Source organism: Edaphobacter sp., assembly GCF_035763405.1.
Lineage (GTDB): Bacteria > Acidobacteriota > Terriglobia > Terriglobales > Acidobacteriaceae > Edaphobacter.
Genome location: NZ_DASUBE010000008.1, coordinates 1 through 21,857, shown reverse-complemented (window position 1 = coordinate 21,857; position 21,857 = coordinate 1). Strand labels below are relative to the sequence as shown.

Sequence of the window (21,857 nt, the reverse complement as noted above, 5' to 3'; positions counted from 1 at the left end):
GACACCGGCATCTGTGGCGTTAAGGTGTGACGCCAAGCATGTGGAGGGCTTCGTCTACCGTGCCGGCTACGAGCAGCACTTCGCGGTTCTTCGGCTTGAGCATGCCTTCGGTGATGCAGTGATCGAGGAAGTGGAGCAGGCCGTCATAGAAGCCGTTGGTGTTGAGGAGAAGGATGGGTTTTTGATGCAGGCGGAGCGTGTGCCAGGCGAGGACCTCGAAGAGCTCCTCGAAGGTGCCGAAGCCTCCGGGAAGCGCGATGAAGGCGTCAGCGTGCTGGCCGATGAGGGCCTTGCGGGTGTGCATGGTGTCGGTGACGTGCAGCTCGGTGATGCCGCGGTGGGCGACTTCGAGATCGACGAGCACCTCTGGAATAACGCCGATGACTTTACCGCCAGCGGCAAGCGCGGCTTCTGCGACGGCGCACATGAGGCCGACCTTCGCGCCTCCGTAGACGACGCCGATGTTTCGTTCGGCGAGCGCGCGGCCAAGAGCTTCGGCAGTCATGCGGTAGACGGGGTCGGCACCGTTAGCGGAAGCGCAGAAGACGGCTATGTTTTGAACCATGTCAGACGAGGATACCAAGACGCGGCGCAGTGCGGCGACCGGCTACTCGCCGAGCATGAGTGTGGATTGGGAGGCCGGTCGCGGCGTATTTGCAGCACGACCGGCCGATGTTTGAGGAAGGCGTCGGCCCGCGCCCAGATTACTTGAGGGTGATGGTGCTTCCGTTGTAGCGAGAAGCAACCTCGATGATGAGCGATTTCGCCTGGTCATCGGTGGTGATGCGCGTTCCCTCGGGAAGATCGAGCGTAACGGCGGTGCCGGCGACGATGGTCAGTTCCTTGTCGCCAGCAAGGACCTTGCGGTCTGTCTTGGAGGAGTTGTTGAGGGTGAACCGGACATCCTTCGTCTTAGCCGACTTGCCCCTGCCGAACATTGCGTGAACGGAAGACAAGGTGACAACCGGGGAAGCGAAGACAACCGGCGACGCCACGAGAGAGGCTGCGGCGAGTGCGATAGCAAGAGTAGAGTTACGGCGATTCATAATAGCTCCCGGAAAATCTGAATTTCGGTTGAAGCTCTCTGCCATGGTTCAGCGAGCCTTGGTGTAGGTGGGTTACGCAGATTTGACCGGCGCGGTTCCGCAAAAGTTGCTAAATATTTTTGCGAGGCGAGAAACGATGAATAAAGCTAATTAATTCATTCCGCACGTCCAGTTGCCGTGACGAAATTCAGACAAAAAAACGCTCTCCCAGGAGAACGATAAAATTGGAATGGAGCGTGAATCGTTTTGAGTCATTTGCTGGACAACATGAACCCGCAGCAACAGCAGGGTATCCAGGCGGTGGACGGACCAGTACTTCTGCTGGCCGGGGCGGGCAGCGGCAAAACGCGTGTGATTACGCACCGGATTGCCTATCTGATTGAAGAGCGCGGGGTACCGGCGGACTCGATTCTGGCGGTGACGTTCACCAATAAGGCTGCCAAAGAGATGGCCGAGCGCGTGGACAGGATTCTGGGGCATGGCTCGCTGGCTAAGCCGCTGCTGTCTACGTTTCACAGCTTCTGCGTGCGTGTGCTTCGGCGCGACATTGAGGCGTTGCAAGTTAACGGTAAAGGGCTGACGCGCACCTTCGCAATTTACGACGAGGCTGACCAGCAGGCTGTGATTAAGACGGCGTTGAAACGGCTGGCTATTGATGACAAGAGTTTGAAGCCGCGTGTGGCGCTGGGAAGAATCTCGTGGGCGAAGAACCACATGATCGATCCGCAGCAGTATTTTCTGGCCAGCGCGAACCCGATGGAAGAGAAGATCGCCCACATCTTCGAGATCTATAAGAAGGAACTGCAGAAGGCGAACGCGCTGGATTTTGACGATCTGCTGCTGGAGACGGTGCGGCTGCTGAAGTCTTCGGGCGAGACGAGAGAGCGATACAACCGGCGCTATCGATATTTGCTGATTGACGAGTATCAGGATACGAACCGTCCGCAGTATGAGTTGATGAAGCTGCTGGCGGGTCCGGAGAAGAACGTGTGCGTCGTCGGGGATGAGGACCAGTCGATCTATAGCTGGCGCGGCGCAGACATTAAGAACATTCTGGAGTTCGAGAAGGACTTTCCGGGCGCGAAGACGATTCGGCTGGAGCAGAACTATCGTTCGACGCAGGTGATTCTGGAGGGCGCGGGCGCAGTCGTTGCGCAGAACACGCAGCGCAAGGGCAAGACACTGTGGACGGCGCGCGAGGGCGGCAGTCTGATTGGCTACTATGAGGCTCCCGATGGCGAGAACGAGGCGCTGTTTGTGGCAGATCGCGTGCAGCGGTATCTGCGCGAGGCGGGTGAACAGGAGAGCTTGCCGCGATGTGCGGTGCTCTATAGAACGAACTCGCAGTCGCGTCTGGTGGAAGAGGCGCTGAGGCGGTATGGGATTCAGTACCACATGGTCGGAGGGTTCAGCTTTTATGACCGTGCCGAGGTGAAGGACATCCTGAGCTACATGAAGCTGGTGCTGAATCCGCATGACTCGATTGCGCTGGGGCGGGTGATTAATTCGCCGGCGCGCGGCATCGGAAAGACGACGCTGGAGACGCTGGAGCGGATGGCGCTGGCGAGCGGGATGAGCACGTGGGACTCGATTGCGAAGGCGACGGAAGATAAGCTGCTGCCTGGGCGCGCGCTTACGGCGCTCGGTGGGTTTCGACGGTTGATTGAAGATGCTCGCGCGATGCTGGGGCCGGGGTTTGCGGAGAAGCTGGCTGCGGATGTTGAAGGCGAGGGGCCGGGGACAAGGGATCAGGGATTAGAAGGCAGCGCGGCCGAGGATGTTTCGTTTGCGTTTGGCGCTGGCGGCGCGGCTGCTTCCGAGCAGGAAGACTCGGGGGCGGACACTTCATTTGATACGAGTTTCAACTTTGGGTTTGATTTTGGACTGAGCGAGGAGATGTCCGCGATTGCTCCGGAGAATGCTTCGGACTCGGACGAGTCGCACGGGATCGATGCGGCGAGCTTCAATCCGTTTGCTCCGGTTGTGTTGAAGAAGGAGCGCGGCAGCAAGCCCACCTTGGCGGCTGAAAGCGGCCGCGAAGATGGGGCACCCGGTTTGGTGGAGGGGGAGAAGCCTGCGTTTCGCAAGCCCGGCGACAGAGCGACTCTGCCGGAGCTGATTAAGTTTTTGAATGACCGCAGCGGGTACATCCGCGCGCTCGAAGAAGAGGCGACGCCGGAGGCTTACTCGCGCATTGAGAACCTGAAGGAACTGGCGAACGCTGCGCGCGATGCCGAGGAGCGCGGCGAGACGCTGCACGACTTTCTGGATCACGCCGCGTTGGTCAGCGATGCGGACAGCTATAGCGAAGAGGCGCGTGTGACGCTGATGACGCTGCATGCCGCGAAGGGGCTGGAGTTTCCGCTGGTGTTTATGACCGGGATGGAGGAGGGCCTGTTTCCGAGTTCGCGGACGATGGTGGATCCGGAAGGGTTGGAGGAGGAGCGAAGACTCTGCTACGTGGGCATGACGCGCGCGATGGACACGCTGGTGATGACGCGGGCGCGCTACAGGCGGCGCTACGGAAACGACATGCCGGAGTCGAGCATTCCTTCGCGGTTTCTGGAAGAGGTGCCTTCGCGGCTGATGGAAGATCTGGGGAGTCCGGCGGCGCGGCCGCAGTTTTCGCAGTCGGAGTATGGGTCTGGTTATGGACGGGCTTACGCGACGCCTTATCCAAAGGCGAACCGGTTTGGCCGCGCTGAGCAGGGCGAGCGCCACTATAACTACGAGGATGAGGACCAGAGTGGGGAGCGGCCTGCCGGCAGGACTTCTGCTGGAAAGACCTATGCATCGGGACGCTCGATGGATAATATCGCGAGCTTCTTTGCGGCGCGCGGGCAGAAGGTCGCGTTGCCGAAACACGAGGCGGAGGCCCCGTCCGGCAAGGCGGGATTCAGGCAGGGCATGCGGGTGCGTCACCCGAAATACGGCGAAGGAACGGTGTTTCGCCGCGAGGGCGATGGGGACGACGCGAAGATTACAGTACAATTTCAACAGCATGGCGTGAAGAAGCTGGTGGAGAAGTTTGCCCAGTTGGAGCGCCTGTAACGGTTTTGAATCGCGAATAGAAAGATTGGCTATCGAATGGCAAATACAAAGAGCATCACCGACAAGACGGAACGCAAGAAGGTAAAACGCGCGGCGCGCAAGAAGGCCGCTCCTAAAGGCAAGCGGACCACCCCGCGCGGATCGAGCAAGGCGAAGATCAAGAAATTGGCGCGCGGCCAGAGCAAGCGGTAAAGTAACGGGTTGGCGCGAAGGCGATTCCAGAGGGTTTGGAATCGCCTTCGTCGTGAGCAACGTAGCCGCCGCAATGTATAGTGAGTACGCCCCCGCACCACAGTTGCAGGCAGGAGCGAGCGCGCTGGCCAGGCAGATATTTCGCACGAAATCGATCGACAAGCTGATCTCCGAGTCGGAGCTGCCGGATCACGCGCTGAAGAAGACGCTGGGGCCTGTCTCGCTGACGGCGCTGGGTATTGGCGCGGTAATCGGGTCGGGAATCTTTACTGTCATCGGCACGGCCATCGGCGGCAACCCGGCGGCGCTGGCGGACTGGCAACAGTCGCCGGTTATCGACCTCATTCTGCATCATGGGCATCTCGCCGGACGTCCGGGAGCCGGGCCTGCGCTGGCGCTCTCACTGCTGCTGGTTGCGGTGGTTTGCTGCTTTACCGGGCTGTGCTACGCGGAGCTGGCGAGCATGATCCCGATTGCCGGGTCGGCCTACACGTATACGTATGCGACGCTGGGCGAGCTGGTGGCGTGGATCATCGGCTGGGATCTGATTCTGGAGTATGCGTTTTCGAACATGAGCGTCAGTGTGGGCTTTGCGGCGCACTTTGTCGACCTGCTGAACTGGCTTGGACTGCCGCTGGCACCGAAGTGGCTCTCGCCCGCGTATCTGCCGCAGGGGCTGACTGATTTCTCCGGAAACACCATTTATGCGCCGGGGTGGCACTTCGGCTTCAACATTCCTGCATTTCTGATTGTGATTTTGCTGACGGTTGTTCTGGTGCGAGGCATCCGCGAATCGGCGCGGACGAACAATATCATGGTGCTGATTAAGTTGATCGCCATCATTGCGTTCGTGGCGGTGGGGCTGCACTTTATTCATCCGTCGTACTATCATCCGTTCGCGCCGAACGGGTGGACGGGCGTGCTGACGGGCGGGTCGATCATCTTCTTCACGTACATTGGCTTCGACTCGATCTCGACGGCCAGCGAGGAGTGCCGCAACGCGCAGCGCGATGTGCCGATCGGCATCATTGCGACGCTGGTGATTTGCACGGTCCTCTATATGGCCGTATCGCTTGTGCTGACGGGGCTGGTGCCGTGGAAGAGTGTCATCGGCGATGCGGCGCCGGTGGTGAATGCGCTTCGGCGGCTGACGGCGGCCTCGCCCAACACGCTGCTGCATTGGACGCACCTGGTGGTGCTGGTGGGGGCGATCATCGGCATGATCAGCTCGATCCTGGTCTTTCAGCTTGGGCAGGCGCGCATCTGGTTTGCGATGAGCCGCGACCGGCTGCTGCCGGATGCCTTCTCGAATCTGCATCCGCGGTTCCGTACGCCCGCGTTTGCGACGTGGTTTGCCGGCGTGCTGGTGGCGATTCCTGCCGGGTTGTTCGACGTGGGCACGCTGGCTGAGCTGTCGAACATCGGCACGCTGTTTGCGTTTGTGCTGGTGTCGATTGGCGTGCTGGTGTTGCGCGCCAAACAGCCGGAGCGGAGACGCGGCTTTCGCGTGCCGTTCGGGCCTGTGTTTCCTGTGCTGAGCGTCGTCTTTTGCGTGCTGCTGATGGCTGGCCTGCCTGTGCTGACGTGGATGCGTTTCTTCGGGTGGCTGATCATCGGGCTTGTGGTTTATGTGCTGTACAGCCGCAAGCGGAGCGAATTTTACGCCGAGTAGGTCCGGTGATGGCGAAGACATTCCTGACTGCCGAGTGGCGCAAACTGATCATGGCGAACTATGTGGTCGCCGCAGAGTTGCTCGCGCCGTATCTTCCCGCCGGTACCGCGCTTGATCCATTCGAGGGGCGCTGTTACGTCAGCGTGGTGGGATTCCTGTTCCAAAACACGCGGCTCAAGTCGATTCCGATTCCGTTTCATCGAACATTCGAGGAAGTCAATCTGCGTTTCTATGTGAAGCGCGTGACGGCGACTGGCGAGCAGAGACGCGGGGTTGTGTTTCTCAGCGAGCTGGTTCCTCGTCTGGCATTGAGTTTGGTGGCGAATACGGTCTATGGAGAGAACTATGCTTCGCTGCCGATGTCGCACAGGTGGGACATGGGCGGGGAACGGCAGACAGTCACCTATCGCTGGAGGCGCAAGGGGCGGTGGAATGAGTTGCGCGTTGTGGCGGCTGCGGAAGCTGAGGTGATCGCACCCGGGAGCGCAGAGGAGTTCTTTACGGAGCACTACTGGGGCTACACGAAACGAGGAACGCGGACCTCGGAGTATGAGGTGCGGCATCCGCGCTGGACGACCTGTCCGATCGTGCATCATGCCATCGATGTTGACTTTGCTGCTTATGGTGATGCGTTTGGCTGGCTCTCGGGGCAAGCGCCGGAGAGTGTTCTTTTGGCGGAAGGGTCGGAGGTTGAGGTGCGTGCGGGAGCGTGGCTCGACGTTGATTGAGACAGTACACTAGTGTGGTGTCTCGAAAGTTCTTTGCATCGAGTGCAATCGCAAACCGCAGGTCCTTCGACTCCGTTTGGCGTAAAACCCGCCAAACTCCGCTCAGGATGACAACTTGAATGATGTTGCGAACTTCAGAGACAGGACACTAGCGAGATGGCGCGTAAGCAGAAGAGTGAGACGGACGTTGTTGAGTGGCTAAGAGGGCTTCCTAAGTGCGAGCTGCATCTGCATCTTGAGGGGACGATTCGGCCTGAGACGTTGCTGGAGTTGAGCGCGCGGCACGACGCGGAGCCGCTGACTGCCGAGGGCGCGCGGAAACTGTACGTGTACGAGAATTTTCTCGGGTTTCTTGACTCGTTCAAGGCGGTGACGCAGCGGCTGCGCGGGCCGGACGATTATGAGCTGATTACCTACAACATGGTGCGCGATCTGGCCGCGCAGGGTGTGGTTCATGCCGAGGTGTATATCTCGTTTGGCATCATCTACTACTGGAAGAAGACGGAGGTCGAGCCGTATGTGGAGGCGATCGAGCGCGGGCGCGTGCGGGCCGAGCGGGAGTTTGGCACGACGGTCTTCTGGTTGATTGACGCGGTCAGGCACTTCGGCGTGGAGGATGCCGCAAGAGTGTTTCGCAAGGCGGCCGAGCTGCGAGGGAAGTATCCGAGCATTGTGGGGATTGGGATTGGCGGCGACGAGGCGCGCGGCGGCGCGGAGCTGTTTAAGGAGTTGTACCGCGAGGCCGCGGAGGCCGGGCTGCGGCTGACGGCACATGCAGGCGAGTCGGTGGGGCCGGAGAGCGTCTGGTCGGCCATCAATATTGGCGGGGAGCGGTTGGGACATGCGCTGACCGCTCAACATGACGCGGAGCTGATGGATGTGCTGGCGGAGAGGCAGATTCCGCTTGAGATCAACGTGACCAGCAATGTGCGGACGGGGTGTTGCCGCTCGCTCGATGAGCATCCGGTGAAGCGGTACTTCGAGTCAGGGTTGATGGTGACGATCAACTCGGACGATCCGCCGATGTTCGGCAGCAATCTGCTGGAGGAATATGTATTGGTCCAGAAACAGTTCGAGTTCACGCTCGAACAGATGCGGGAGCTGGCGGCCAACGCAGTTGAGGCGAGCTTTCTGCCGCCGGAGCGCAAGCTGGCGCTGCTGGAGCAGGTGGAGCAGTACGGATAACAATCACGGATTAGCGGCCGTTCGGTGCGGGAACCATGACGGCGTTGGGGTCTACGCGCGGGATGCCGAAGTGACCGCTCAGGTGAAGCAGGTCGAGCGGACGCAACATGCAGGAGATCTGGATGAGGTTCATCTCGCGCTGGCCGCGGACGAGCACGGTTACGTCGTCAATCTCCGCGCCGCTGAAGTGGAGCCAGAGGTCGGTGACGGAGCCGACCGGGCTGGCGTTCTGCGCGGGCGTCGTATGGGCCTCGACCAGATGCTGCCAGCCGGCAGCGTGGTACGTGTTGACGATGTAGGCCATCGTCTCCGGGGTGTAAAAGGCGGGCTGGGGGAAGTGGAAGGTATCCACCGTGATGCTGTGCAGCGAGGCAGCGTGGTGCGGGTCGCCGTCGTAGAGATAGCTCTGCTGTGCGGACTGGAGCTGCGAGCGGTCGTAGGTGAATGAGACGTGCGTGGCCGGCTGGTCGGCCAGATTGCCGATGGCCTGTTCGACGCCGCGGGGCTGCTGGGCGCAGGCGAAGGGGACGGCGAGCGCGAGAGCAAGGATGAATGAGGGGAGTCGGTGCATGGGGTGCCTCGTATGTCTTAGACACGGATTTGCGGAGGCAGTTACTCGGTGGTAACGAAGAATTTTGGGAGTGGAGGGTGGGGCTTGCGCGGCTCCGGCTCGATGAGTAATACAGGGATCTCTCCGCTCCGGCGGCAAAAGCGCCGCCTCCGGTCGAGATGACGTTATATATATGGCTGATAGAGCGTGAGTTGTGGGCTATTGGGGAGGCTTGGGGGCGAAGTAGCCCTTCTGGGCGCGGACGTGGTAGCGGGGGTCGAGCGCCTGGAGGTAGATGGTGCGGAAGGAGCCGTCCTGCTTGAAATCGGCGGGGCGGTAGACGAGCTGGTACTGGCTGCGCAGCTCCTCTTCGATGTTGTGGAAGCCTTGGGCTACGTCTTCAATTTTGACCGGGTAGAAGGCCTGGCCGCCGGTGGCGTCGGAGATCTGCTTGAGGACGTCGTCGCCTTTGTCGCGGCTGGGGCTGACGTTGGTGGAGATGGAGTAGACGATGGTGTCGGCGCGCTGGCACATCTTGATGGCGTCAGACTCCTCGGCGCGGCTGTAGTTGTCGTCGCCGTCGGAGACGAGGATGATGGCGCGGCGGACGGCCCCGCGTTCCTGCAAGGTGAGCATCTGGTCGCGGCAGGTCTTGTAGAGCGCGTCGTAGAGCGCGGTGCCGCCGCCGGGACGTAGCTTGCGAATGCCCTGGTTGAGGAGGTCGATGTTGTTGGTGAAGCCCTGAGTGAGGTCGGTCTGGATGTCGAAGCCTTCGACGAAGGCACGGTCGTTCAGGTGCAGGATTTGCAGGAGGAACTCGATGGCCGAGTCCTGCTCGAACTGAAACCGCTGGCGGATGGAGCTGGACGTGTCGAGCATGATGCCGACGCGCAGCGGCAGGTTGGTCTGCTGGCTGAAGCGGAGGACGGCCTCGGGTTCGCGTCCGTCATCGAGCAGGCCGAAGTTCTGGCGTTGCAAGCCGGTGATGAAGCGGCCCTTCTTGTCCGTGACCGTGAAGATGAGGTTGACCTCGTTGACCTGAATGCGGATGGTGGGCTCGGACGTGATGGGGGTGGCGTTGGCCGGAGTTTGGGTCGACGCGGGCTGGGCCGTTGTGGATTGGGCCGTGGGCGCAACCGCATTCTGTGGGGCCGGGGTCGGCGCGGCGGTCTGCGCGGTGAGCGGCGCGGCAGCGAAGGCTAACGTAAGGACACAGGCGAGAACTCTGCCGGAGGAGACGCGGTTGATTTGGCCAAATACAGTCACTCTGTCCATTTTATCGAACTCCGGGTTGAGCCGTCCTGACGGCATTGAGGTACGTATCGAGTTCGACAGGGAGGGGGGCGTGAAGGTCAACCATCTTATGGGTTTGGGGATGGGTGAAGGCGAGATGGGCGGCGTGGAGAAAGTTACGGTTGAGAGGTTCAAGGCCGGGGACGGTGTGTGGCGCGCCGTAGAGCGTGTCGCCGACGACCGGATGTCCGAGCGCCTGCATGTGGACGCGAATCTGGTGGGTGCGGCCGGTCTCGATGCGGACTTCGACGAGCGTGAACGGGCCGTAGTGGCCTGCGATGCGTTCGATGACCTTGACGTGGGAGACGGCGGCGCGGACGCCTTCGTGGCCCAGCGGGCGGCGGGTGGTCATGCGGGTGCGACGGACGAGGTCGCGGCCGATGGGAAGCTCGACGGTGATTGCCTCCCTGGGCAGACGGCCGTGGACGAGTGCGAGGTAGGTCTTGGCGACCTGGCGCTGGCTGAACATCTCGCCCAGTTTGCGGTGAGTGCTGTCGTCTTTGGCGACGAGGATGAGTCCGCTGGTCAGCTTGTCGAGGCGATGGACGATGCCGGGGCGGAGTTCGCCACCGACGGCGGAGAGGTGGTTGAAGTGGTGGAGGAGCGCGTTGACGAGCGTGCCGCTATTGCGGGTGTCTTCTCCTGAACCTGCACCGGCGTGGACCATCATGCCGGCAGGTTTGTTGATGACGGCGAGGCGCTTGTCTTCGTAGACGACATCGAGCGGGATGTCCTCGGGGAAGGCGTGGAGCGGAGGCGGCTGCGGTGAGCCTTCGATCTCGATGGCTTCGCCGCCGTGGAGTTTTTGTTTCGGCTTCGCGGGGTGGCCATCGACGCGGACCTGTTCGTTTTCGATGAGAAGCTGGACGCGGGCTCGGCTGATGTCGGGTATGGCCTGGGCGAGGTACTGGTCGAGGCGGAGGCCGGCGGCTTCCGGCGCGGCGGTGAAGGTGCGGACGCCGTCCTGGGGCTCTTCCTCGTCAAGGTCGATGGTAGGAATGACGGGCGGCGGAGGTGGGTCGGCGCCACGGGTGGCGCGGTACTCCGGCTTGACGGTGCGGCGGCGCTGGCCTTTGGGGAGCATGTGCTTAGACGGCATGGGCAGCGGCCTTTCGCGGTTCAAGTATCAGGATAAGGCCTGCGATGAGGATCATGGCGAGCGCGATCCACTGGATGGGGTCGAGCAGATTGCCGAGGGGAACAGGATAGGGGTTTGGCTGGCGGAAGAAGGTCAGAAGGAACTGCGCGATGCCTGACGCGGCGAGCCCGGCCGCAATGACCGTACCCGGACGGTTGCGACGGGAGAGCAGGCGCACGAGCGCAATCGTGATGAGGATGGCCGCGATGGCGGCGTAGAGCGCGACGGGATGCAGGCGCGGGGCGTGGTCCGGAGGGATGGCAAGTCCCCAGGGGAGCGTGGTGGGCAGGCCGGGGTCGCTGCCTTCGGCAAAGTGGCCAAGTGCGAGGAAGGCCCAGATGAGTGTCGCGCAGGGAGCCCAGGCGTCGAGTGTGGATAGCAAGGGAAGATGGCGGAGGCGTAGGTAGATGAGCGTCGCAACGACGGTGAGGAGAATGCCCAGAGGTGTGAGCGAGGGGACCATCAACAGCAGGATGGGGAAGTGGAGGAAGCTCGAGAAGTTGCCCGCAACCAGCAGCAGGCGTGAGAGGACGAACGCGGAGAGAAGGGTGAAGAGGCCAGCGTTCCAGAGTGCGTCGGGCGCGAGGCCGGTTCGGACGGCGGTGCGGAGGCTGAGGGTGAGGGCGGACATCAGGCCCACGGCGGCAAGCACGCCGAAGGTAGGGAGGATGAGATGTCCGGAGTGGATGAGATAGGGGTACACGTCTGTGCGGTGTTTCTGTTGCGGTGTGCTTTGAAACGGACTTACGGCTATGCGAGCACGGTGCGGGGATTCTTCGCTCCGCCCAGAATGACCGCTCCTAATTTAATAATGATCGCTCTTATATTCAGAATGACCACTCTTGATAAAGAGTGCGATGAGAAGAAGACCGACCCGCGGGGCCGTGCAGCGAAGCGCCGGTGAACCCGTCCTAAGACGGCGGGATCCAGCCGTGGTTCATTAGGCTTTCCTGACTGGAGGACTGCACACCGAACCATGTCTACGAGCCAGACCCCTGTTCAATGAATGTTGGTTCAACCAGCGTGGATCGCTGCACCTGCTTAGCAGGCCGGTTTCCAGCTTGGATGCTAAACGCGGCGACGACGATTGGCAAGCGGGTGGGAAAGTGATTGATTTATCGAGTGTTCGCAGCGACAGGCTTGCCCTGTTGGGTAGCTTCTGCCCGGGCGACGAGCTTGCGGAGGTGGCTCTCGACGTCGAAGCCTTCGCCGAGCATTTCGGTGGTCAGGACACCGTTGGTGTCGATGGTGAAGTAGCTGGGGATGCCTTCGACGCCGAAGAGGCGAGCGATGCGGTGGTCGGTGTCGCGGTACTGCGGCCAAGTCATTTGGTTCTTGTGCACGAAGTCGCGCCAGGTGCCCTCGTCCTCGTCCCAACTGACGCTGAGGATGGTGAGCGGCTGACCGGTGAAGTCGTGGGCAATCTTTTTGAGCTGGGGCAGTTCCTTCATGCAGGGGGCACACCAGGTGGCCCAGAAATCGACGAGGACGACGCGGCCCTGCATCTGGTCGAGGCTGAAGCGCTCGCCGTCGAGCGTCTTGACCGTGAAGGCGGGGGCCAGTTGTTCGAGTGCGAGCGCCGGATTGGTGGCAAATCGTTGAGCGCGCAGGTAGATGGGGTTGTCCGGGCGGATGACGGCGAGGCAGGCTTTGAACTGGGCGCGGGCGGCGTCGGTCTGGCCAAGGTGCGCGAGCACCTCGCCATCGTGAAAGAGCGCGACGGAGTTTTTGGGGTCGAGCGCGAGGGCGGATTTGAAGGCGGAGTCTGCGGCGGCGAGCAGGCTGGCGTCGTAGGGCTTGCCTTGCTTCTCGGGTTCGGACTGGAAGAACAGGGCGCGGCCACGGCTGCTCTCGCTATAGGACTGCTCGGCTGGGGTGGTGGCGAGGGATTTGAACTTCTCAGCTGTGGCGATGGCGTCGTCGTAGTCGCCGTTCTGGACTTGCAGCTCGATGATCTGACGGAGGGAGAACTTGTCCTTGCCGCCTGCGATGCTGTTGGCTTCCTGATAGGCGTCGATGGCGAGGTCGTACTCCTGGCCTTCGGCGAGCACCTTGCCGTCGCTGAGAGCGGTCTTGTATTTCGGGTTGTTGTGGTAGTCGCGGCGGCTCTGCGCGGGGAGGCTTAGCGGGATAACGAGCGCGATGAGAATGAAGGCAGCATGGCGCATCGAGAAGGCTTTCTTCGGTTGGTGTGAAGTCTCGGACAGTATCGACATATAGAAATGAGGCGGACTGGATGGAAGGTGGTGAGCAACAACGAGGACATCTCGATATGACGGCCAACCGCAGATCCTTCGACAGACTGCGAGAGGCTCCGCTCAGGATGACAATTCCTTATATCAATCAATCAATTACTTACGCTTAACGTCAATACTGCCTAGCTCACCTTGCGCTCTTCGAGGACCTCGTCGAGCATGTGGGCGATGGAGCCTGCGCGGGAGCGGAGCGACTGCTGCGAGGTTTGCAGGCTGCCGGCAGCGGATTCGTAACGCTGGCGCGCGGTGCAGAGTTCGTCGGCGATGTTGAGCGCGGCGAGCACGGCTACGCGGAGCGAATCGACCGTGCCGCCGTGGGCGGAGACGGCGCGCATTTTGGCATCGACCATGGCGGCGAGACGCTCAATGTAGGCAGGATCGGTGCCGCGCAGATGGTAGACCTGATCGTAGATGTCAACGGCGATGGAGCTGGCTTCAGCAGGTGCGGGAGCGACGGGCGCAGGGGTCTGCTTCGGCGCGGTTTCGACGGGATCGAGGGACCGGGTTTCGAGGGTCTGGGTCGGCATGTCGAAGGTGGCTCCTTTGCTGATGGTTAGAGGAGGTCGTCCATCTGTTCGAGCATCTTTTCGACGCGCTGGCGGACGGCTTCGCGCTCTTTGGTGAGGGTGTTGATCTCGGACTCGGCTGCGTTGGAGGAGGATTGTAGCACCTGAAGCTGCTGTCGGAGCGACGCGGCTTCGGCTTCGGCGGCGGCGCGCGCTTCGCGCTCGCGCTTGACGACTTCGACCGCGCGGAGGACCTTCTGCTCAAGCGCCTGGAACTCGTCGATGCTGATGGTGGATGTGCTCATGCTTGCAGTATAGACGCGAGAAGCGTGGATTTTGTGGTGTGTAAAGGGGAATCTATCTGGGTGCGGCGCGGCGCCAGCACATATCAGGAGCGCAGGGTGCCGCCCAGGGTGGTGAGAGCTTCAATGATGCGCCGCGACCAGTCGGCAAGCTCCTCGTCGCGTAACGTACGCTCGTGCGACTGGAAGACGGTGCGGACAAGCAGCGAGTAGACTCCGGGGAACTTCTTCGGGTCGCGCCAGACCTCGATGGGTTTGATGCTCTGGAGTTCTGCAATGTTCAGAGCTTCGAGAGCGCGAGCGATGCTGAGCCACTGGACCGAGTCGGGGAAGGTGAAGGAGAAGTCGCGCCCGACGGCCTGGAAGCGCGAGAGTTCGCGGGCCGTGACGTTGCGTAGCGGGAAGGTGAAGAGCTTTTCCAGATCGAGCTGCGCCAGGTAGACGGGCTGGCGGAGTTTGCGGCGGGCTGCTTCGGCGGAGGCAAGTTCGCCAAAGTGCGCGATGGGTTGGCCGTCGAGCTGGGCGGTTGCCGCGCGGCCGGACTGGAGCCACGCGGGGGCTTTGGCGCTAAAGGTAAGCTGGCCGGCGTCGAAGAGCGAGAGGATGGATTCGAGGGTGCCTTTTATCTCGAAGAAGGGGCGGTCTTCGGCGGAGTGGGGTGGCGTGCTGTGGGTCTCGGCGGTGGTGAGGCCGAGGGCGAGTTGCTCGGTCTCGACGACCTGCGCGGCGGAGCCGGTGAAGACCTGTCCCTGCTCGAAGAGGCGTACCTCGCGGACGTCGCGGTTGAGGTTGTGGCCGAGCATCGTGACCATGCCGGGGACAAGCGATGGGCGGAGCAGGCCGACTTCTTCTGAGAGCGGATTTTCGAGCGCGATCGTTCCTTTGTCCTGCGTGCTGAAGAGGTCCGCATCCTGCTGGCTGGTGAAGGTGCTGGAGATGGATTCGGAGAAGCCGAGAGCGAGCAGGCGGGTGCGGACGGCGGCTTGTTTGGCCGCTGTGGGGTGGTTGATGACGATGCCGGGCATGGGCAGCGTGTTGGCGAAACCGTTGTAGCCGTAGACGCGGGCCACCTCTTCGATGAGGTCGATCTCGCGTTCGAGGTCGAGCCGCCAGGAGGGGAGTGTGACGGAAAAGATGTCGCCGGATTGCGCCGTCAGCGAACAGCCGAGAGCGGTGAGATATTGAGCGACGATGTCTCGGGTGATGCCTGCCGGGTCGAGTGTGGTTCCGAGATGTCGCTGAACCTGGCGGACGGAGAGTTGGATTGCGGGGCGCGAGGCCGTCCTTGCGGCGGCTTCGGGGATGATGACATCGACCGGCGGACCTTCGGCGTGGCCGCCTGAGGCGAGGATGAGTTCAGAGACGAGGCGGTTGGCGACGGGGGCAGCGTTGAAGTCGGCACCGCGCTCGAAGCGATGGCTGGCATCGGTGTGGAGCAGGTGGCGGCGCGAGCTGCGGCGCACGGTGGCAGGGTCAAACCAGGCGGCTTCGACGAGAATGTTCTTCGTCTCGGCGGTAATCATGGAGTCCCATCCGCCCATGACTCCGGCGAGCGCGAGCGCCTTCTTTTCGTCAGCCACGACGAGGTCGTCTGCTTCGAGTGTGCGCTCGGTGCCGTCGAGGAGCTTGAGCTTTTCTCCCTTATGGGCGAGGCGGATGACGATGCCGCCTTCGAGCTTGTCGAGATCGAAGGCGTGGGTGGGGTGTCCCATGCCGAGCAATGTGTAGTTGGAGGCATCGACTGCGTTTGAGATTTGTTTTTGCTCGAGCAGGGTGAAGTATTCAGCGATACTGCCTGTGCTTGGCGCAATGGTGACATTGCGGAGAACCTGTGCGGTGAAGCGTCCGCAGAGAGTGGGGGCCTCGATATGGACGGGGAAGGGCCGGTGCTCTCCGGTTGGCTTTTGTGGCGCTTCGGAGAAAATGCCGGGGTTCTTCGCTTCGCTCAGAATGACATTTTCTTTTGCCAGCAGGGGCTGGAGCGCGAGGTTGTAGATGGTTGCGGCTTCGCGGGCGATGCCATAGTGGTTCATGGCATCGACGCGGTTGGTGGTGATGTCCATCTCGAAGAGCGAGCCGTTGCCGGAGCCAAGGTCGTGGACGCCTTCGACGGCAATGCCGCGGAGCGTGAGGTCATCCGCGAGTTGCCTGTCAGTCGCGGCGAGAGTAGGCAGATAGTGGCGGAGCCACTGCGTGAGAATCTTCATGAGTCGACAGTTTCCAGTCTAAAGTAGCCTGGTATCAGGCAAATTGTTCCAGGAAGCGCATGTCGCCGGAGTAGAAGTGGCCGATGTCGGAGATGCCATGCTGGATCATTGCGATGCGCTCGACGCCCATGCCGAAGGCGAAGCCTGAGATCTTCTCAGGGTTGTAGGCGTCATCGGCCGGGTTCGTTTTGCGGCGTTCTTCGGTGACAGAGGCGAAGACGGCGGGATCGACCATGCCGCAGCCCAGCAGCTCGATCCAGCCGGAGTGCTTGCACTTGCGGCAGCCTTTGCCGCCACAGAAGATGCAGCTAATCTGCACGTCGGCTGACGGCTCGGTGAAGGGGAAGAAGCTGGGGAAGAAGCGCGTCTTGACAGACGAGCCGAAGAGTGCCTTCATGGCGTGGTCGAGCGTGCCCTTGAGGTCGGAGAAGGTGATGTTGGTATCGACGCAGAGACCCTCGACCTGATGGAAGATGGGTGAGTGGGTGGCGTCGGCGGCGTCGTTGCGGTGGACTTTGCCGGGGATGACGATGCGGATGGGTGGCGCCTGCTGAACCATGGTGCGAATCTGCACCGGCGAGGTGTGGGTGCGCATGAGCAGGCGGTCGCGCGAGGGCTTCGACTGCTGATTGGCGATGAGGAGCGTGTCCTGCGTGTCGCGCGCGGGGTGGTTGGGCGGGAAGTTGAGCGCCTCGAAGTTGTAGAAGTCGGTCTCCACCTGCGGGCCGAGGTTGGTCGAGTAGCCGAGATGATGGAAGACCTCGACGATCTGGCGCATGGTTTCGAGCAGCGGGTGCGGGATGCCGGGTGAGCGGATGACGCCCGGCAGGGTGATGTCGAGCCCCAGCACTACGGCAGATTTTTGAGAGGCAGGAGCTTCGAGCGCCTGCTCGATTTGTTGCTTGAGCTGGTTGAAACGGATGCCGAGCGGCTTGCGGGCCTCGGCGGGCGCGGATTTGAGCCAGGCTTCGCTGATGAGCTTGAGGCGGCCCTGCTTGCGGCCAAGCCAGTGGAGGCGGAAGTTTTCCTGCGCCTCGGGTGTGGTGAGGGCAGCGGTCTCGGCCTGGACTTCGGTGGCGAGTGTGCGGAAGGCCTGGTCGAGCGCGGGCTCGTCGTGGGAGGCGAGTTGGGGGATGGTGTCGGTCATGTCTCGATCTGAGGTGAGAAGTCTATTATCGCAAACCCGCTAGCTACAGCGCGGAGAGGACGATGGCCACGACGATGATGCCGAGCAGCAGCGAGCGGCGGTCGGTGATGGCGTAAACAACTGGGTCTTCGTTGAGCTGGCCGCGCGAGGCTTCGAGCCAGAGGCGGCTGATCCAGAGCAGAAGCACAGGAACGAGCAGCCAGAGGCGGTGCGCGTGGGTGTAGAGCGCGGCGGCGTCGAGGTTGGAGATGTAGAGGGTGAGGACGGCGACCGAAACGTAACCGCTGGCCGAGCCGAAGGTGCGGAGCTGCTCGATGTCGGCGATGTGGTAGCCGCGTCCGCTGGCGCTGGCGCCGCCGCGCTCGCGCAGGCCCTCGAGTTCTGCGAATCGCTTGACGAAGGCCAGCGAGAGGAAGAAGAAGACAGCGAAGCCGGCCAGCCAGGTGGAGACCGGAACGCCCGTAGCTGCCGCGCCGGCGAGGATGCGTATGGTGTAGAGGCCGGAAAGCACGATGACATCGACGATGACGACACGCTTGAGGTAGAGCGAGTAGGCCAGCGTTGTTATGGCGTAAATGACCAGCCAGAAGAGGAAGTGGTATGGGCGCACAAGGGCAAAGCCCGGCGAAAAGTGCGCAATGGTCTGGGGAATGGCCAGAGCAAGAGCGGCGGAGACGGCGAGAAAGACGAGGGCGGTGGCGATGCCGGCAAAGGCGGAGAGGTCTCCGGCGGCAAAGGGGCGTCGGCGTTTGCGGGGGTGTTGGCGGTCTGCATTGAGGTCGAGCAGGTCGTTAGCGATATAGGTAGCCGAGGCGCAGAGACTGAAGCTGAAGAAGGCGAGCACAGCCGCAGCAACGAGGCCGGGTGTCCGCATGTGGGCCAGTAGCAGAGGAAGGAAGATGAGCAGGTTTTTGGCCCACTGGTGGATGCGGATGGCCTTGGGCCAGGACTTGAGTGCGCTGGTTCGCTCGGTGAATACACGAGCGGGCGTGATGCCTGCTCCACGGAGGGCGGAACTGAGGCCTGGGGTGGGATTGGCTACCATGGGTTCCCTGCAGACCCGGAGGATGGGCAAGTCGGCGCGGGCGTTGCCAATGTAGGAGAAGTTCTCGCCAAACTGTCGCTGGAACGCTGCCAGCTTATTGTTTCCAGAGAGATTGGTGTCGCCGTCGGAGGCGAAGACGCCGCTGAAGAGGCAGAGGTGGGTAGCGACGGTGTGGGCCGTGGAAGAGTCGGCCGCAGTAGCGAGGTAGAGGGGGCGTCCGGCGGCCTGCTGCTGTTCAAGATATTGCAAAAGGACGCGGTTGTAGGGCAGGTGCGCGGCATCTAACTGCACGATATTGGCGATGTGGCGTTTAAGTGGCGCTTTGCCTTCCATGAGCCACCCGGGCAGGCGAACGAGGGCCGCTGGATGGTGGCGAACCAGAGTCAGTATCGAGTCGATCAGCGTATCGGACTTAACGAGGGTGCCGTCCAGATCGACGCACAGAGCCGGCTGCGCGTCGGAACTGGCAGCGGGGGCCAAGGTAGGTAAAGGATGTCGTTCCTGCATCAGGCGATTATTGTATGGTGAGCGGCGGCAAAAACGGTGGTATTTCGACGCCCGAAACCTTCAGAGGCCAGTCAACGTCATTATTATTTAAACCTTACGTAGCAGCATAACCTGCTCGCCTCGAATCATTCGGAAGATGATGGTTGATTGACTTATATATAAGGACGGTGTTTTTTTGATGTCGTCAGCAGAGATGAGCGTGCAGGAGTCTCCGGCGAAGTTGCCTCCGTCCGGGCCGGGGAGTGCTTTGCCCGAGCCGGAGAAGCCGAAGGGATCGTTGACGCGGAAGGTGATTGTTGTTCTGGTGATTGTCGCGGCGGTCGGTGCGGCGGTTTGGAAGATACACACCAATAATGTGACCGAGGACAAGACTGCCGCGAAGATGGCGGCGGCGGCCGACCGTCCGGTCCCGGTGCAGATCCAGCCTGTGGTTCAGAAGACGATGCCGATCTACCTGACGGAGCTGGGCACGGTGACGGCGTTCAATACGGTGACGCTGAAGTCGCGCGTGGACGGCCAACTGTTGCGGGTCAATGTGCGCGAAGGGCAGGCAGTGAAGCAGGGGCAACTGGTCGCAGAGATTGATCCGAAGCCGTATCAGGCGGCACTGGCTCAGGCGCAGGGCCAACTGGTAAAGGACCAGGCGAATGCGGCTAATGCTCATGCGGAGGCGGCACGGTACACGGCGCTCTATCAGGCTGGCGTGGTCTCGAAGGAGAGCCAGCAGGCGCAGATTGCCACTTCGGGGCAGGCGCAGGGTTCGATTGACGCCGACCAGGCGGCGATTCAGGCGGCCAGGGTGAACCTGGGGTATACGAAGATTACTTCGCCGATTAACGGCGTCGTGGGGCTGCGGCTGGTCGATCCCGGCAATATCGTCCATGCCTCGGATGCGAACGGGTTGCTGGTAGTGACGCAACTACAGCCGATCACGGTGATTTTTACGCTGCCTGAAGATCAGTTGCCGCAGGTGCTCGAGTTGACGCGCGCGGGAAACCGCCTGGCGGTTGAGGCTTATGACCGCTCGGGAACAACGCATTTGGCGAGCGGCCATCTGCTGACGGTGGACAACCAGATTGACCCGACGACCGGCACGGTGAAGGTCAAGGCTGTCTTTGACAACAAAGACGGCGCGTTGTTTCCGAACCAGTTTGTGAATGTGCGTTTGATTCTGCAACAGAGGCCGAATGCGCTGGTGATTCCGGCGTCTGCGTTGCAGACGGGAGCGCAGGGGAGCTTCGTGTTTTTGATGAAGCAGGGTGTTCCTCCCGCCAGTTTGACGGGCAGCGACAGCGGTACTGCTCAGGCTGCGCCTCCGGTGGCGGCTGCAAAGCAGGACAACGTCGGCAGTCATGCGAACGGGAGCGGCGGAGCGCAGAAGTCAAACTACTATGTTGTGGCGCAGCCGGTGCAGGTGGACCTGACCGAAGGCGTGCAGGTCATTCTGAAGAGCGGTTTGAAGGCGGGAGATCAGGTAGTGGTGGATGGGCAGGAAAAGCTGAAGGACGGCAGCAGGGTCGTTCCGCATTCGGCAACGAAGCAGCAGCCCGCCAACGCCGCCAATACTTCGGATAATCAGATGGGTCTGACCAACAGCGAGATTTCGGGGCCGGTCCCCAATCCTGCGGGAGCGAACCTGGCTAAGCCGAACGGGCGCGGCCAACTGGGTCTGGATGCGGTGCGAAAGCATAATCACGATCAGTCCGCGCCCAGAACGGGTCAGGCAAAGGGGCAACTGCCATGAGTCCATCGAGGCCATTCATTCTGCGGCCTGTGGCCACCTCGCTTTTGATGGTGGCCATTTTGCTTGCGGGAGCGGTCGCCTATCTGCAACTGCCGGTGTCGGCGTTGCCGGAGGTGGACTATCCGACGATTCAGGTGTTGACGTTCTATCCGGGGGCAAGCCCGGAGGTGATGGTGTCGTCGGTGACGGCGCCTCTTGAACGGCAGTTTGGCGAGATACCCGGGCTGAGCCAGATGACCTCGACCAGCTCCGGGGGCGGCAGCGTGATTACGCTCCAGTTCGAGCTTAACGATGACATCGACGTGGCCCAGCAGGATGTGCAGGCAGCGATCAACGCAGCCTATAGCTTTCTGCCGGCCGACCTGCCAAATCCTCCTGTCTATAGCAAGGTCAATCCGGCCGATGCGCCGATTATGACGCTTGCGCTCTCCAGCCCGACTCTGGATCTGACCAAGGTAGAAGACCTGGCCGATACGGTGCTGGCGCAGAAGATCTCGCAGCTCTCAGGCGTGGGACTGGTTTCGATCAACGGCGGTCAGAAGCCCGCAGTGCGGATCCAGGTGAACCCGACGGCGCTGGCCAATTACGGCCTTAGCCTTGAGGACGTGCGCGCCGCATTGGGTACGGCCAACGTCGATCAGGCCAAGGGAACGCTGAACGGGCTGAAGCAGGCGTATACCATCGGTGCGAATGACCAGTTGCTTTCGAGTAGCGACTACAGCAAGGTCATCATTGCTTACCGGAACGGGAACCCGGTGCGGCTCTCCGATATTGCCAACTCGGTGGACAGCGCGGAGAACATATTTCAGGCTGCGTGGATGGGGACCTCGGCGCGCGAGGCGACCGCAGGCCGGTCCGCACAGCCGCTGACGCTGACTCCGGCGGTGATTATCAACATTCAGCGGCAGCCGGGCGCGAACATCATCGGCGTCGTCGATGAAGTGCAGAAGCTGCTGCCGCAGTTGAAGACTTCACTGCCGGCGAGTGTCAACCTACAGGTGCTCACGGACCGGACCAATACTATCCGCGCATCGGTGAAGGACGTGCAGTTCTCGCTGATCCTGACCATTGCGCTGGTCGTGATGGTGATCTTCCTGTTCCTGCGGTCGGTCTCGGCGACGGTCATTCCGTCGGTTGCGGTGCCGCTCTCGATTGTGGGTACGTTCGGCGTGATGTATCTGCTGGGCTATAGCCTGAACAATCTATCGCTGATGGCCCTGACCATTTCGACCGGGTTCGTCGTGGACGACGCGATCGTGATGATCGAAAACATTGCGCGCTTCCTGGAG

Annotated in this window: 19 protein-coding genes and 1 other RNA gene; 7 read left to right on the top strand and 13 right to left on the bottom strand. The window is 61.6% G+C overall.

The features are described 5' to 3' along the window. Nucleotides 1-19: 19 nt before the first annotated feature. Both VFU66_RS00785 and VFU66_RS00780 read right to left on the bottom strand, forming a co-directional pair. Nucleotides 20-565, bottom strand: coding sequence for an LOG family protein (locus tag VFU66_RS00785; RefSeq protein ID WP_326444319.1), 546 nt, complete (start codon nucleotides 563-565; stop codon nucleotides 20-22). A 139-nt stretch (nucleotides 566-704) separates the two neighbouring features. Continuing rightward, nucleotides 705-1,046 (bottom strand): hypothetical protein, encoded by a 342-nt coding sequence (locus VFU66_RS00780; protein WP_326444318.1) that lies wholly within the window; start codon nucleotides 1,044-1,046, stop codon nucleotides 705-707. Between the two features lie 246 nt (nucleotides 1,047-1,292). Between VFU66_RS00780 and VFU66_RS00775 the strand changes: the two genes are divergently transcribed. From VFU66_RS00775 to add, 5 genes are all read left to right on the top strand, one after another. Then, on the top strand, nucleotides 1,293-4,097 hold the full coding sequence (locus VFU66_RS00775) for an ATP-dependent helicase (RefSeq protein ID WP_326444317.1): 2,805 nt from the start codon (nucleotides 1,293-1,295) through the stop codon (nucleotides 4,095-4,097). A 36-nt stretch (nucleotides 4,098-4,133) separates the two neighbouring features. Continuing rightward, nucleotides 4,134-4,289, top strand: coding sequence for a hypothetical protein (locus tag VFU66_RS00770; protein ID WP_326444316.1), 156 nt, complete (start codon nucleotides 4,134-4,136; stop codon nucleotides 4,287-4,289). Between the two features lie 73 nt (nucleotides 4,290-4,362). Next, nucleotides 4,363-5,961 carry an amino acid permease gene (locus VFU66_RS00765; RefSeq protein ID WP_326444327.1) on the top strand — a complete coding sequence of 533 codons (1,599 nt, stop codon included), beginning with the start codon at nucleotides 4,363-4,365 and terminating at the stop codon, nucleotides 5,959-5,961. Nucleotides 5,962-5,969: 8 nt separating this feature from the next. Further along, entirely contained in the window at nucleotides 5,970-6,689 is a 720-nt protein-coding gene (locus tag VFU66_RS00760) for a YqjF family protein (protein WP_326444315.1), read from the top strand. A 156-nt stretch (nucleotides 6,690-6,845) separates the two neighbouring features. Next, on the top strand, nucleotides 6,846-7,874 hold the full coding sequence (gene add / locus VFU66_RS00755; RefSeq protein ID WP_326444314.1) for an adenosine deaminase: 1,029 nt from the start codon (nucleotides 6,846-6,848) through the stop codon (nucleotides 7,872-7,874). Between the two features lie 10 nt (nucleotides 7,875-7,884). Here add and VFU66_RS00750 read toward each other — a convergent pair whose 3' ends face one another. From VFU66_RS00750 to VFU66_RS00705, 11 genes are all read right to left on the bottom strand, one after another. Then, complete coding sequence (locus VFU66_RS00750; RefSeq protein WP_326444313.1) at nucleotides 7,885-8,445, bottom strand: hypothetical protein; 561 nt, start codon at nucleotides 8,443-8,445, stop codon at nucleotides 7,885-7,887. Between the two features lie 198 nt (nucleotides 8,446-8,643). After that, entirely contained in the window at nucleotides 8,644-9,699 is a 1,056-nt protein-coding gene (locus tag VFU66_RS00745; RefSeq protein WP_326444312.1) for a VWA domain-containing protein, read from the bottom strand. A 1-nt stretch (nucleotide 9,700) separates the two neighbouring features. Further along, nucleotides 9,701-10,816: an RluA family pseudouridine synthase gene (locus tag VFU66_RS00740; protein WP_326444311.1), complete on the bottom strand. Its 1,116-nt coding sequence runs from the start codon at nucleotides 10,814-10,816 to the stop codon at nucleotides 9,701-9,703. Next, nucleotides 10,806-11,558, bottom strand: a complete 753-nt coding sequence (locus VFU66_RS00735; protein ID WP_326444310.1) for a prolipoprotein diacylglyceryl transferase — start codon at nucleotides 11,556-11,558, stop codon at nucleotides 10,806-10,808. Before VFU66_RS00735 ends, VFU66_RS00740 begins: the two co-directional genes overlap by 11 nt. 164 nt (nucleotides 11,559-11,722) lie before the next feature. Then, nucleotides 11,723-11,909, bottom strand: a non-coding RNA gene (gene ssrS / locus VFU66_RS15790) — 6S RNA. Nucleotides 11,910-11,970: 61 nt separating this feature from the next. Continuing rightward, nucleotides 11,971-13,023 carry a redoxin domain-containing protein gene (locus VFU66_RS00730; protein WP_326444309.1) on the bottom strand — a complete coding sequence of 351 codons (1,053 nt, stop codon included), beginning with the start codon at nucleotides 13,021-13,023 and terminating at the stop codon, nucleotides 11,971-11,973. A 209-nt stretch (nucleotides 13,024-13,232) separates the two neighbouring features. Beyond that, the gene (locus VFU66_RS00725) at nucleotides 13,233-13,637 is read right to left on the bottom strand and encodes a cell division protein ZapA (RefSeq protein ID WP_326444308.1); all 405 of its coding nucleotides are present in this window, start codon (nucleotides 13,635-13,637) and stop codon (nucleotides 13,233-13,235) included. 26 nt (nucleotides 13,638-13,663) lie between these two features. Next, complete coding sequence (locus tag VFU66_RS00720; RefSeq protein ID WP_326444307.1) at nucleotides 13,664-13,921, bottom strand: hypothetical protein; 258 nt, start codon at nucleotides 13,919-13,921, stop codon at nucleotides 13,664-13,666. Nucleotides 13,922-14,004: 83 nt separating this feature from the next. Continuing rightward, a complete protein-coding gene (gene pheT / locus VFU66_RS00715) occupies nucleotides 14,005-16,125 on the bottom strand; it encodes a phenylalanine--tRNA ligase subunit beta (protein ID WP_326444306.1) in 2,121 nt (706 codons plus the stop codon). Nucleotides 16,126-16,159: 34 nt separating this feature from the next. Beyond that, complete coding sequence (pheS, locus tag VFU66_RS00710) at nucleotides 16,160-17,272, bottom strand: phenylalanine--tRNA ligase subunit alpha (protein ID WP_326444305.1); 1,113 nt, start codon at nucleotides 17,270-17,272, stop codon at nucleotides 16,160-16,162. A gap of 43 nt (nucleotides 17,273-17,315) precedes the next feature. Next, entirely contained in the window at nucleotides 17,316-18,797 is a 1,482-nt protein-coding gene (locus tag VFU66_RS00705) for a UbiA family prenyltransferase (protein ID WP_326444304.1), read from the bottom strand. A 205-nt stretch (nucleotides 18,798-19,002) separates the two neighbouring features. On the opposite strand from VFU66_RS00705, the gene VFU66_RS00700 reads away from it, so the two are divergent. After that, nucleotides 19,003-20,568, top strand: a complete 1,566-nt coding sequence (locus VFU66_RS00700; protein ID WP_326444303.1) for an efflux RND transporter periplasmic adaptor subunit — start codon at nucleotides 19,003-19,005, stop codon at nucleotides 20,566-20,568. Beyond that, nucleotides 20,565-21,857 (top strand): efflux RND transporter permease subunit (locus tag VFU66_RS00695; RefSeq protein ID WP_326444302.1); only part of this gene is annotated, 1,293 nt, incomplete at its 3' end. The genes VFU66_RS00700 and VFU66_RS00695, both read left to right, overlap by 4 nt.